This is a genomic window from Pseudalkalibacillus hwajinpoensis (assembly GCF_039851965.1).
Taxonomy (GTDB): domain Bacteria; phylum Bacillota; class Bacilli; order Bacillales; family Guptibacillaceae; genus Guptibacillus; species Guptibacillus hwajinpoensis_E.
The window spans coordinates 3,364,516-3,377,620 of record NZ_CP156674.1; the positions used below are offsets into that span (position 1 = coordinate 3,364,516).

Annotated in this window: 9 protein-coding genes and 1 other annotated feature; of the genes, 5 read left to right on the forward strand and 4 right to left on the reverse strand. The window is 40.7% G+C overall.

The annotated features are described in order from the left end of the window. The first annotated feature begins 58 nt into the window (after positions 1–58). Positions 59–1,774 carry an acetate--CoA ligase gene (gene acsA / locus ABFG93_RS17335; RefSeq protein WP_347549259.1) on the forward strand — a complete coding sequence of 572 codons (1,716 nt, stop codon included), beginning with the start codon at positions 59–61 and terminating at the stop codon, positions 1,772–1,774. A gap of 39 nt (positions 1,775–1,813) precedes the next feature. Here the strand turns inward: acsA and ABFG93_RS17340 are convergent, their stop codons facing one another. Then, positions 1,814–5,014 carry a transglycosylase domain-containing protein gene (locus tag ABFG93_RS17340; protein ID WP_347549260.1) on the reverse strand — a complete coding sequence of 1,067 codons (3,201 nt, stop codon included), beginning with the start codon at positions 5,012–5,014 and terminating at the stop codon, positions 1,814–1,816. A gap of 137 nt (positions 5,015–5,151) precedes the next feature. Further along, positions 5,152–5,378, forward strand: a binding site (T-box leader). 94 nt (positions 5,379–5,472) lie between these two features. On the opposite strand from ABFG93_RS17340, the gene tyrS reads away from it, so the two are divergent. Continuing rightward, a complete protein-coding gene (gene tyrS, locus ABFG93_RS17345) occupies positions 5,473–6,738 on the forward strand; it encodes a tyrosine--tRNA ligase (RefSeq protein WP_347549261.1) in 1,266 nt (421 codons plus the stop codon). Between the two features lie 96 nt (positions 6,739–6,834). On the opposite strand, the gene rpsD is transcribed toward tyrS, so the two are convergent. After that, the gene (rpsD, locus tag ABFG93_RS17350) at positions 6,835–7,437 is read right to left on the reverse strand and encodes a 30S ribosomal protein S4 (RefSeq protein ID WP_347549263.1); all 603 of its coding nucleotides are present in this window, start codon (positions 7,435–7,437) and stop codon (positions 6,835–6,837) included. A gap of 368 nt (positions 7,438–7,805) precedes the next feature. Here rpsD and megL point away from each other — a divergent pair, with 368 nt between their 5' ends. Further along, positions 7,806–8,984 carry a methionine gamma-lyase gene (gene megL, locus ABFG93_RS17355; RefSeq protein WP_347549265.1) on the forward strand — a complete coding sequence of 393 codons (1,179 nt, stop codon included), beginning with the start codon at positions 7,806–7,808 and terminating at the stop codon, positions 8,982–8,984. Between the two features lie 54 nt (positions 8,985–9,038). Here megL and ABFG93_RS17360 read toward each other — a convergent pair whose 3' ends face one another. Beyond that, the gene (locus ABFG93_RS17360) at positions 9,039–9,524 is read right to left on the reverse strand and encodes a GAF domain-containing protein (protein WP_347549266.1); all 486 of its coding nucleotides are present in this window, start codon (positions 9,522–9,524) and stop codon (positions 9,039–9,041) included. A gap of 152 nt (positions 9,525–9,676) precedes the next feature. On the opposite strand from ABFG93_RS17360, the gene refZ reads away from it, so the two are divergent. Beyond that, positions 9,677–10,330, forward strand: coding sequence for a forespore capture DNA-binding protein RefZ (gene refZ, locus ABFG93_RS17365; RefSeq protein WP_347549268.1), 654 nt, complete (start codon positions 9,677–9,679; stop codon positions 10,328–10,330). On the opposite strand, the gene hisJ is transcribed toward refZ, so the two are convergent. Further along, entirely contained in the window at positions 10,327–11,145 is an 819-nt protein-coding gene (hisJ, locus tag ABFG93_RS17370; protein ID WP_347549270.1) for a histidinol-phosphatase HisJ, read from the reverse strand. The two genes, refZ and hisJ, sit on opposite strands and share 4 nt — an antisense overlap. Before the next feature lie 223 nt (positions 11,146–11,368). Here hisJ and ezrA point away from each other — a divergent pair, with 223 nt between their 5' ends. After that, positions 11,369–13,066 carry a septation ring formation regulator EzrA gene (gene ezrA, locus ABFG93_RS17375; protein WP_347549271.1) on the forward strand — a complete coding sequence of 566 codons (1,698 nt, stop codon included), beginning with the start codon at positions 11,369–11,371 and terminating at the stop codon, positions 13,064–13,066. Positions 13,067–13,105 lie beyond the last annotated feature (39 nt).

The following is a 13,105-nucleotide window of genomic DNA, read 5'->3' on the forward strand; positions in this document are numbered from 1 at the left end:
TTAGGAATTTATGTTATACTATCAGGGAAAGAGATGAAGGAGAAGGAGGAGATTACTTATGGAATTGAAACCGCTTTCTGCTACATTGGGTAATCATAATTTACAGGATTATGAAGCTACATACGAGAACTTTGATTGGAAAGACGTGGAGAAGGCCTTTACCTGGACAGAAACAGGTAATGTTAATATGGCCTATGAAGCAATTGATAAGCACGCTGAGTCCGATCGCAAGAACAAAGTAGCTCTTTATTTTTCTGACCCAAAAAGAGATGAAAAGTATACGTATAGTGAAATGAAAGCGATGAGTAACAAAGCCGGTAATGTTTTAAAGAAAGTGAATGTTGAAAAGGGAGACAGGGTGTTTATTTTCATGCCGCGTTCTCCAGAACTTTATTTTATTCTATTGGGTACTCTTAAACTAGGTGCTATCGCTGGTCCTCTATTTGAAGCGTTTATGGAGGGAGCAGTGAGAGACCGCCTTGAAGATAGTGAGGCCAAAGTGCTTGTAACAACACCTGAACTCCTTGATCGTGTTCCGGTTGATGAGTTACCAAATCTTGAGAGTGTTGTACTGGTTGGGGACAATATTCAGGAAGAAGGACCATATATTGACTTCAATAAGCATTTCGAGTCTGCAGAGAAAAAGTTAAAAATTGAGTGGGTTGATCGTGAGGACGGGATGATTCTCCACTATACATCAGGCTCAACAGGAAAGCCTAAAGGTGTTCTACATGTGCATAATGCCATGATTCAGCACTATCAAACCGCAAAATGGGTACTGGATCTTAAGGAAAATGATGTGTACTGGTGTACCGCTGATCCTGGTTGGGTTACGGGGACATCATACGGTATATTTGCTCCGTGGCTTGCAGGAACGTCCAATGTTATCCGTGGCGGACGTTTTAGCCCTGATGATTGGTATGGAACGATTGAAAAGTACGAAGTAACAGTCTGGTATAGTGCCCCAACAGCATTTCGAATGCTCATGGGGGCAGGAGATGAGATCGTAAAGAAATATGATCTTTCGTCCTTACGACATGTGTTAAGCGTTGGAGAGCCGCTTAATCCTGAAGTTATTAAATGGGGGAACAAAGTTCTTGAACTTCGTATTCACGATAACTGGTGGATGACGGAAACGGGTGCTCAGCTAATTAGTAATTATCCGTCTATGGAAATCAAGCCAGGTTCAATGGGAAAACCTATTCCAGGCGTGCATGCTGCAATAGTGGATGATCAAGGGAATGAGCTTCCAGCTAATCGAATGGGTAACCTGGCAATTAAAAAGGGATGGCCATCGATGATGCGTGCTATCTGGAATCGTCCAGAGAAATATGAAAGCTATTTCCTAAAAAGTGACTGGTACGTTTCAGGAGACTCAGCGTACAAAGACGAAGATGGGTACTTCTGGTTCCAGGGACGCGTTGATGATGTCATTATGACGTCAGGAGAGAGAGTCGGTCCATTTGAGGTGGAAAGTAAGCTTGTGGAGCATGAAGCAGTTGCTGAAGCGGGTGTTATTGGCAAGCCTGATCCAGTCCGAGGAGAAATTATTAAAGCCTTTATCGCGCTTCGTGATGGTCATGAACCGTCGGACGAATTAATGGAGGAAATTCGTAATTTCGTTAAAAAGGGACTCGCAGCACATGCGGCCCCTCGAGAAATCGAATTTAGAGATAAGCTTCCGAAAACAAGAAGTGGTAAGATCATGCGTCGAGTTCTAAAAGCCTGGGAGCTTGATCTCCCAACTGGTGATTTGTCTACGATGGAAGATTAATCAAAAAACAGCCTGCAGCATATGCTGCAGGCTGTTTTATTATTGAGCGCTGTTTGAGTCACCACTATTTTCATTATCGGGGCTACCATCGGTATCATCGGTAATACCGGTAATACCGGTATTACCACCGTTACCAGTGCTATTATTTTCACCGCCGGTATTCTCGCCGTTACCGTTGTTACTACTTTCAGTATCACCCGTATTACCTGTGGTATTGCCTTCGTTGCTGTTTTCACTATTGCTATCATCGGAGCTAGCGTCATTTTCCGTCGTATCCTCTGACATATTTGAATCATTGTTAGATGAATCGTCTCCGTTTTGCTGATCCCCGGACGCTTCATCATTCTCTTCTTCCGGCTTTGGATCAGGTTTCTTTTCAGGTTCTTTCGGCTCTGGCTTATTAGACCAATCACCAGTTGTTACTTTAGCTGATGGCCCTGATTCGTTCCCTGCTACGTCAACTGCTGTCACGTAGTAAGCGTAGGCGCCTGAAGGAATATTGAATGAGCTTCCGTCTGAAGATTTGATGCTGCCAAGCTTTGTAAAGGAATTGCTTTTATTTGCAGCACGGTAGATGCGATACCCAACAATATCACTTTCTCCTGAAGCACCCCAGTTCAATGTTGATCCATTAATTGAAACGCCACCAACTGTTCCAGGTTTCTTGCCATTTTCTTTTGCAGTTGTCCCTTCTGAAACGATATTTAGATTACTAAATTCAGAGGGTAAGAGCCGAGCAAGATCAACTCCTGAGAAGTAATCTTCCTTAATCATGACGCCGCTTGATACAAACTCTTGTGGAGTAGATGCAAGAGCTTCGAAGGTATTACCATTGATTACAACATAACGTCCTTCAGTAAGGCTGTCATCGACCTCAGTTGGCACATATTTCGCATTGAAGAGATCCGTTTGGACAAGACCGGCTTTTTGACATAGATCAGAAGCTAGCTTGCCTGAAATGCCACAGAAGGATCTGCGCACAATCCCAGTCGGCATCTTGAAGGATTCTTCAGGGTCCATTACTTCTGGTTTCGCATCATAAGCAGCATTAGCGAATAGAGCCCAGAGGTTTTTGTTTCGTTTGGAGTACAGGTTTGAATCCATACTCATCTGCTGGTCATAGCCAGTCCAAACACCAAGTGAGACATTCGGATTTGTTGCGACAAACCATGCATCTACGTAATCCTGTCCTGTCCCAGTTTTACCGGCCCAATCAGAAGCGAACTTCAACTTATTTGGAATATCTTGAGCGGTACCCTGACTAATGACATCACGCATCATATCAATCGTAAGATACGCGGTTTGTGGACTAAATACCTCCACAGGCTCTGGTTTATGTTCGAAAATCGTATTTCCGTCACGATCAACGATTTTATCAATCATATAAGCGTCAACGAATTGGCCACCGTTCGCAAATGTACCAAATGCGTTCGTGTTTTCTTCTACGCTTACTCCGCGTTCAAGTGATCCGATAGAAGTGGTAGCGTTGACGCGATCTGCCTGGGTTAACGTACTGAAGCCCATTTTCATCAAATATTCTGTTGCCTTGTATGGGTCCATCTTAAAGTATATTCTCGCTGCTGGAACGTTATATGATTTCTCTAATGCAGTTCGAGCTGTTACAAGCCCATGATAATTTTCCCCATAGTTTTTAGGGAGCCATTCAAAATTATCTGATGGTAGATCAGGTATAATATACCCCGGCTGTACCTTACCTTCTTCCATTGCTGGTGCATAGTCAAGTAATGGCTTCATTGTAGAACCATTAGAGCGGTAAGCGTCTGTGGCATGATTTAATTGCTCCACATCGAAGTCTCTGCCACCAATGAAAGATAGAATTTCCCCTGATTTATTCTCAATCAGAATACTTCCGACCTGCATTGGAAACTCTTTACTAATGAGTTCACCTGTTTCAGGATCCTGCACAGATGCTGGTTTTGGTCCTTCAAAATAATTTGGATTATCCAGAACTTCATCTCGTGCTTGATTCATAGCGTCATACATATCTTTATTGATTGTAGTGTGGATTTTGTACCCATTTTTACGAAGTTCTATTTCAGCATTATTCATGAATTCAACAAAAACTTCGGAATCTTCCTGTACTTTTTCCCATTTAAGACCCATGCTCTTGGCGATTTCAGTAGTAGAATTGGCTGAAATGTTAGCATTGTAACTAATTTGATTATAATAATCGATACTCTTTGCAAGCTCATCGCCGTTATATCCTTCTTCATTAGCAATTTGCTTAGCAAGAACTCTCTTTGCCCTATCCTCAATTTCAAAAGTCAAATAAGGATATTTCTCAACAGGTGAAGGAGTGGACTTCGCTAGATTCTCTTCAATGTTATAGGCAAGGGCTTCATCATACTCTTCTTTTGTGATTGTTTCTTCCTGATACATTCTGTAAAGAACAAATTCCATTCGGTCGATACCGGCAGAAAGATCTTCCTTAACTCCTCCAGAATTCGTAAATGGAGTGTATGTATAAGGATTTTTGGGTATACCAGCAATAAAAGCAGCTTGTGGTAGGTTTAAGTCATTGGCATTCACACCGAAGATCCCCTGTGACGCAGCCTGAACACCTGCAATGTTATTACCAGAAGCATTTCGTCCATAAGGAACGATGTTAAGATAGGCTTCTAGAATTTCATCTTTCTCGAAGAAATTTTCGAGGCGAAGAGCGAGTAGCATTTCTTTAGCTTTTCGTTCAAAAGAAACTTCTCTCGTTAGAATCTGGTTCTTGACGAGTTGCTGCGTTAATGTACTTCCGCCGCTTCGATCTTCAGAATTAGTAACTTCTTGAAGGACTGCTCGTCCGATTGCTTTTGGAACAATTCCTTCATGATCATAAAAATATTCATCCTCAGTAGAAATGACTGCTTTTTGCAGAAGGAGAGAAACGTCTTTTAAATCAACTTCCTTACGTTCGATATCTGAACGAAAGTTTCCAAGAAGAACGTCGCCAGCAAAATAAACTTCACTGGTTTCTTCATAGTTATAAACGTCTCTCTTCATCTCATCGTAAGAGCGAATCGGTTCATCTTTCACAAGAGATGCGAAATACCCCGCACCAACACCACCGGCGAAAAAACTTCCCATGAGACCAAGCACAAGAAAAATTAAGAAAAGATTCCAGATGACTTTGTAAGCAATTCTTGAACCGGATAAAATGTTGTATTCTTGCAATCTATCAATGAACGCGTTCCACTTTTGCCTGATAGAAGAAAAAAGCTCTCGCATCCCTATACCTCCTCAAATTAATCCCATTTATTATAGCATATGTCGTCGATATTTGTATAAACTGTTAAAAGATATCATAGTGTTAAAATTGACACATTTACAGCTTTGTGATATTAATTTAAATAGTGTTTTAAGAGTGATAAGCATTGATTGGACGAAGTAGTGTTTTTCTCCCTTTTTCAGAGAGCTGGTGGTAGGTGTGAATCAGCATAAAGGAAAATGCGAATTACTTCCATGAGCATCTAATGGGAAGGACTTTTGTGTCTGTGTAGCATTAGACGGGATCAGTCCGTTATACTGACTAAGTGGGAGAAATGTAACTTTCTTCAACAAGGGTGGTACCGCGATCAAACTCGTCCCTTTACCAGGGGCGGGTTTTTTATATGCTTTTTTCTAGGTCACCTCCGAGAATTTTAATAATTCACAAACCAATACTAATGACAAAGGGAGTCGAAAAAATGCACATTTTAGATGAATTAGAAGCAAGAGGTATTCTCAATCAAGTGACTGATCGAGAGGGACTTGAAAAAGAACTTACAGAGAACCGAATTGCTCTTTATTCGGGGTTTGATCCAACAGCAGATAGTCTCCATATTGGTCATCTCCTGCCGGTACTAGCACTTCGCAGGTTCCAGTTAGCAGGACATACGCCAATTGCGCTCGTTGGGGGTGCTACTGGTTTAATTGGAGATCCAAGCGGGAGGTCTAATGAACGTACATTGAACTCAGAAGATATCGTTAAAGAGTGGACAAACAAGTTACAGGGGCAGCTCGCTCGCTTTTTGGATTTTGAAATGGGTGAGAATTCTGCGAAAGCCGTTAACAACTACGACTGGATTGGTGAATTAAATGTCATTCCATTTTTACGTGATGTGGGTAAAAATTTTGGATTAAACTATATGCTTGCAAAGGACTCCGTCACTTCACGTATTGAAGCGGGAATTTCATTTACTGAATTTACGTATATGATTCTTCAATCTTATGATTTTCTACAACTTTACCGTAAAGAAAATTGCCGCCTTCAAATAGGAGGAAGCGATCAATGGGGGAATATTACAGCAGGCCTTGAATTAATTCGTAAAGAAGAAGGAAGCGAAGAATCAACAAAGGCTTATGGTGCAACATTCCCTCTTGTGACGAAGAGTGATGGATCGAAGTTTGGTAAATCTGAGGGTGGTGCGATTTGGCTAGATGCTGATAAAACATCGCCATACGAGTTCTATCAGTTCTGGATCAATTCAGATGACCGTGATGTGGTGAAGTTTCTTAACTACTTCACTTTCTTAAGTCTTGAAGAAATCAAAGAGATTGAATCCAAGCACGTGGAGGCTCCCGAAAAGAGAGAAGCGCATCGCACACTTGCAGAAGAAGTGACGAAACTTGTGCATGGGGATGATAAGCTTCAACAGGCTATTAACATTTCAGAGGCCCTGTTTAGTGGTGACATTAAGCAATTGACGGCGGAAGAAATTAGAGTTGGCTTTAAGGATGTACCTTCCTACCATGTAGAAGATCGTGAAAAGGGACTAATTGATCTTCTCGTAGAAGCAGGAATTTCACCTTCTAAGCGTCAGGCAAGAGAAGATATTAAAAATGGAGCGGTTTATATCAATGGCGAACGTTTTCAGGAATTGGAAAAAGTCATTTCTGAATCCGATCAGATTGAAAATCAATATGTAATCATTAGAAGAGGTAAGAAGAAATATTTCCTTCTTACTTATTAATAGAAAGGGAGCAGGCTCTTCTGAATTCAAGGGAGCCTGTTTTTTTTGACACAAAATAAAAACCCCGGAATAAATTCCGGGGTTTTGTGAAACAGCTTAACGAGAGTAGTACTCAACGATAAGAGCTTCAGTGATTTCTGCAGGAAGTTCAGAACGCTCAGGAAGGCGAGAGAACGTACCTTCAAGCTTATCTGCATCGAAAGTAAGGTATTCTGGAACGAAGTTGTTTACTTCGATTGCTTCTTTAATGATATCAAGATTGTTTGACTTCTCACGTACGCTTAGTACTTGACCAGTAGCTACGCGGTATGAAGGAATGTCAACACGCTTGCCATCAACTGTGATGTGACCGTGGTTAACTAGCTGACGAGCCTGACGGCGAGTACGAGCTAGACCCAGACGGTAAACAAGGTTGTCAAGACGAGATTCAAGAAGAACCATAAAGTTCTCACCATGAACACCTTTCATTTTACCAGCATCATCGAATAGACGACGGAATTGACGCTCAGTCATGCCGTACATGTGACGAAGCTTTTGCTTCTCTTGAAGCTGAAGTCCATATTCAGAAAGCTTTCTACGCTGGTTAGGTCCATGTTGACCTGGAGCGTAAGGACGCTTTTCCAATTCTTTACCTGTTCCACTTAGAGAAATACCAAGACGACGAGAAATTTTCCAACTTGGTCCTGTATAACGAGCCATAATTAGCTCCTCCTTTATACCATTTTTATTGGTATAAAATAAAAACAGTGTCGTGATTCCGGTTTGCGCACATTGTGTTTTCACACGCCTTCACCTCGACAGCCGGAGGTTACGCGGCGTACCTATTTAAAGGAACACAATGAAATCGCAGCCCGTCACGCTGCTGCCCATTCTTATTTTACACAAATGCAATTGTACCTCTTTCAGAGAATCGTGTCAACTTTTGCTTTTGAATAAGCGGATCAAACGGTTTTTAAATCTCTCAACCTTTTAATTGGTGAAAAATAATAACCTCTTCACCTTATAATAGAAAGCGCTTACAATGAGAGTGGATAAAGAAAGTGACTTGAGATGGAGGGGGCTTTAAGTTGAATAAGGAACATCGATTTGAAACGAAAGCGATTCATGAAGGTTATGAAGCTAAAGCGCACTGCAACAGTCTTGCATCACCTATTTACCAGACGTCAACGTTTACATTTGAAACAGCTGAGGCTGGGGAAAAAAGATTTTCAGGTGAGGAACCTGGCTATATTTATTCAAGACTTGGAAATCCTACCGTTCGCATGCTCGAAGAACGAATCGCTTCGCTTGAAAATGCGGAAGCTGGCTTAGCGTTTGGTTCAGGAATGGCTGCTGTTTCAGCAGTTTTGATGAACTTCGTTCGTTCAGGAGATCACATCCTTTGTTCCGAAGGAGTTTACGGCTGTACTTTTGGTTTGCTCAACATGTTAAAAGATAAATTCTCAATAGATCACGATTTGCTTCCTTTAGATTCGAAAGACCAAATTAGAGGAGCTATTCGTCCTAATACGGCAGTCATTTATATTGAAACCCCGATTAATCCAACTTTAAAAGTAATCGACCTTGAGATGGTTTCCTCCATTGCAAAAGAAAAGGGGATTAAAGTTGTGGTTGATAATACGTTCTCAACACCATATTTGCAGCGGCCTCTGGAGTATGGGTGTGACATTGTGTTGCATAGTGCGACTAAATACATTGGTGGACACGGTGATGTTATAGCTGGGCTGGTAGCTGGAGACCAAGAAACAATCACGTCGATTGCAAAAAGTACACAAAAAGACATAGGTGGTATTCTTTCTCCTTTTGATGCCTGGTTATTGCTAAGAGGCTTAAAAACATTACCGATTCGGATGGATCGCCACTGTGATAATGCCAGAAACATAGTTGAAAAGCTAAATAGGCATCCCCGTGTGAGAAATGTGATGTATCCAGGGCTTAAATCATCGCCTTCACATTTAATCACTATGAAGCAGATGAAGTACCCTGGTGGGCTTATTAGTTTTGAACTTGAGGGGGGTAAAAAGGAAGCGCAGGTATTTATGAATAGACTTAAGATGATTAAAATTGCGGTAAGTCTCGGAGATGCTGAGTCACTTATTCAACACCCTGCAACAATGACACATGCAGTTGTACCTGATGGAGAAAGAAGAAGAATGGGGATCAGTGAATCGCTTATTCGGTTGTCAGTTGGGTTAGAGGCGTGGGAGGATATTTGGGATGATCTTCTCCAGGCTCTAGAATCATAAAAAAGTCGTCTGGAGATCAATGGTGGTGATCTACCAGACGGCTTTTATATAACCTTACAAATAATCTTGCAGTGCAGCAGTGAACTTTTCTAAATATTCTTGGTCAATTTCATCGAAGCGACCAATTTTGGGGCTATCGATATCCAATACTCCAAGAAGATCTCCAGAAGCATACATCGGAACAACAATTTCAGATTTGGATGCAGCATCACATGCGATGTGGCCAGGAAATTCGTGCACATTTTCTATTCTCATGGTTGTTCCTTCTTTAGAAGCCGTACCGCAAACGCCTTTACCATTTTGGATACGAACACAGGCCGGAAGCCCCTGAAACGGTCCTAGTACAAGTTGATCACTTGCCTCTTCATAAAGGTAAAAGCCAACCCAGTTTACATCATTTAGAAATTGATTTAATAAAGCAGACGCATTTGCTAAATTAGCGAGTTGGTTTGTTTCGCCTTCTAGCAGTGCTCGTAATTGTTTAATAACCATTTGATAATTTTTTTCTTTCTTACCTGAATAGGATTCGACTTCAAACAAGCCAATACACCTCTTTCTTACCTCGAAATTATGCTAATCATATCAAATTTTGCAAGTTAATACACATATTTTGTCGTACGATTGATAGAGGAAAGCGTGAAAAACTAACGAATGAGTATTAAGAGGATAGACGAATTTGGAGGTGGTTCCTAGTGAAGCAGGAGCGAGATACAGGATCGAAGCGAAGTGTTATCCAGGCCGCCATTCATCTTTTTAATACGAAGGGATTTAATGGAACATCTGTCCGTGATATTGCCGGGAAAGCAGAAGTGAATGTAGCCCTTATCTCCTATTATTTTGGTGGAAAAAAAGGTTTAGCCGAATTTCTAATGACCTCTTTTCTAGAAGGCTATGTGGAAGAAATCGGAAAGGCCTATCAACAGTTAGACAAAAAGTCAGCAAAGTTCTGCCTGGTAGAAGCCATTGAACGTGTCATGGAGTACCAGCATCAAAATAGACAGCTGGCACGGTTTGTTCATCGTGAAATCACATTCGATTCTGTCCTCGTTCGTGAAATCATGACCACTTATCTTGCAAAAGAAAAGTTCTATTTCTCTAAAATCTTTGAAGTTGGGTTTGCCAGGAAGGAATTCCGTCCGCAGTCTATAGATTATATTGTCATGCAAATGAGAGGAATGCTCTGTATGCCGTTTCTCCAACCTCAATATATTCTTGAAGTCCATCATATTCAACCATCAGAAAATTATTTTATTGAGCGCTATACGAAGCAGCTAAAGGAATGGATTGAGCTTTACGTATGTAAGGCTGAAAAATGGGAAGTAAAGCCGCTCGTTATGAACGGCTAGTATGGTGATCTGAGGTTCTGAGCTATTAACCGCTCCAGTCCTTGACCAATCCCTTTTGAGCTATGGGCATCTGAACCATAGACAAGAGGGATCTTTCGTTTAACGGCTTCGTGAATGACCCAGTCCGGTGGATATGTTTCGCCGCATAAAGGCTTTACTGTTCCAGCTCCATTGTAATCAAGGGAATACTTATTCACTTGAACAGCATCAAGTAACCGGTGAATCTCGTTCTCGAAATGCCCTTTGAAAGGATATTTTTTTTGGAATTTATTAGCTAGAGTTAAATGTCCAATTCGAGTCGGTTTATATTTTCCTAAATGACTATGAATCGATTTCAGAACGGTTTCATAGTACTTTTGATGAACGTTTTCTGTTGAGCCAAATAAATCGATTAATTCTTGAAAAGCATCTGGACTATAATCAAGACATGTATATGTGTTTCCGTGTTTGAGGAAATGGACTGATAGGATGGCATCATCTAAATATGGTCCAACCTCATCAAGAAAATGTTTCGTTTCTTCTTCAAAACCTTCAATATAATCAATTTCGAGTCCACATTTCACATCAATTGTTCCGCGGTAAGTTTCTTTCAGCTTTCTAACAGCATGGAAATAGTCATAGAGACGTTCTCTACTCATACCACTATCCTTGTCAGGAACAGGATCATTGAAATTTACTGGGAGGGGGGCATGTTCTGTAAAGGTTAATCCTTTATAGCCAGTTTTTACTGCTTGAGTAAGGTACTCTTCAAATTGATCGCTCGTCCCATGTGGACAAAAGGGAGAATGGACATGACCATCATATAGAATATTCATCCTAAAGCACCTTCTTTCTAGAATTCAAAAAGTTTATAATATAATCAAGGATTTTAGCTGTCGAATATTGAATTTATTTAGTCAAACAGGTAATTACATGGTATCATAAAAACATTAATAAATTTCCTACATATTCGTCTATAAAAGATCTATATCTGACGATTTAGACTGCTTAAATAGCATGATTACATAAATTGATGATGTGGAAGAAGGGGTGCTTCCGTTGGAGTATATTGTCATTGCGATAATTTTACTGGTCGCCGTTATTCTATTCGGCACTTTTGCGAGAAGAAAAATATACAATGAGATCGATCGTCTTGAAGAATGGAAGATTGATATTTTAAACAGACCTGTTACTGATGAGATTTCCAAGGTGAAAGGACTAATCATGTCAGGTCAAACAGAAGAGAAGTTCGAAAAATGGCGTGAAGAGTGGGACGAGATTGTAGCTGTTAAACTTCCTAATCTAGAAGACCAGCTTATGGATACTGAAGAAGCGGCTGAAAAATATCGTTTCCGTAAAGCGAAGATGACCTTAGCTGAAACGCGCGATCGACTGGAGCAGATTGAAACGCGGATTGAGCTAATGTTAAAAGACATAGACGAACTCGTTTCGAGTGAAGAGCAAAATCGAACGGAAATTGTTTCGGTTCAGGAAGAGTTCAGAGAAGCGAAACAGCGATTGCTTTCGCAAAATCGTTCTCTAGGAAAAGCTTTTCCTACTCTTGAGACCGAGCTAGAAGATCTCAAGCAAAATCTTCAGCATTACGAACAGTTAACAGAAGAAGGTAATTACCTTGAAGCGAGAACAGTATTGAAAGATGTGCAGGATCGCTTAACAGCAGTTCAGGAAAAGATCGCTGTTACTCCTGAGTTGATTGCACTCGTTCATACACAGATTCCCTCACAGCTTAAAGAGCTTGAGGATGGGACTTCGGTAATGGAATCTGAAGGATATGTGCTGGACCATCTTGAAATTCAAGACCATATTGAACATGTAGAATCCGATCTCGTGAAATGGGAGTCTGCCATCGAGAAAACGGAAGTAATAGAAGTGAAGTTAGAAATCGATGCGGTGCAGAGAAGCATAGAAGGACTCTACGATCAATTAGAGTCAGAGGTTGATGCCAGACATCTTGTTACTGAGAAAGTGGAAGAGCTTGAACATCAACTGTTTAAAACAAATAATAATCTCCAGGATCTACAAGAAGAGACGAATGTTGTTCAGCTTAGCTATCGGTTAGAAGAGCAGGAACTTAATATGATTAAAGAGATTGATAAAAAGATTTCTAATATGCATGTGCGTTTTAACACTGTGCGTGAAGCTGTCGATGGGAATAAACAAGCATACTCGTCCCTTGCAGAGACCGTTCTCACTCTAAAAGAAGAGCTTGCGAGCATCGATCATGATATGCAGATTCAAAAAGAGAATTTGCATATGTTAAGAAAAGACGAGTTGAAAGCGTTAGAAACGATTAAAGACCTGAAACGAAAATTAATTGAATCCAGAAGAATGATGAAAGTTAGTAATCTTCCAGGCATTCCTGAGACTTATCTAGATGGTTACGAGCTTGCTGAAGACATTATCGTCGAATTGAACGATCGACTCTCAGATGTTCCGCTGGATATTTATCAAATCAATGAAGTGCTGTCAGATGCTGAACGTGCTGTTGAACATAGTACAGAGATAACGAAGAAGCTAGTGGAAGATGCCATTCTTACTGAACGATTAATCCAATTCGGTAATCGTTACCGTGGTAAACACCGAAGCGTAGATGAATTGCTTCAAAAGGCCGAAGATCATTTCAGACGCTACGAATATGATGACGCTCTTTCAACAGCTGAAGCTGCCATTGAAAAAGTTGATCCGCAGGTACTTCAGTCGCTTAAAGAAGATGTAAGAGAACCTGTAAGAACTTAACTCTCCTCAAAACGAGGAGAGTTTTTTTTGCATTAAAAA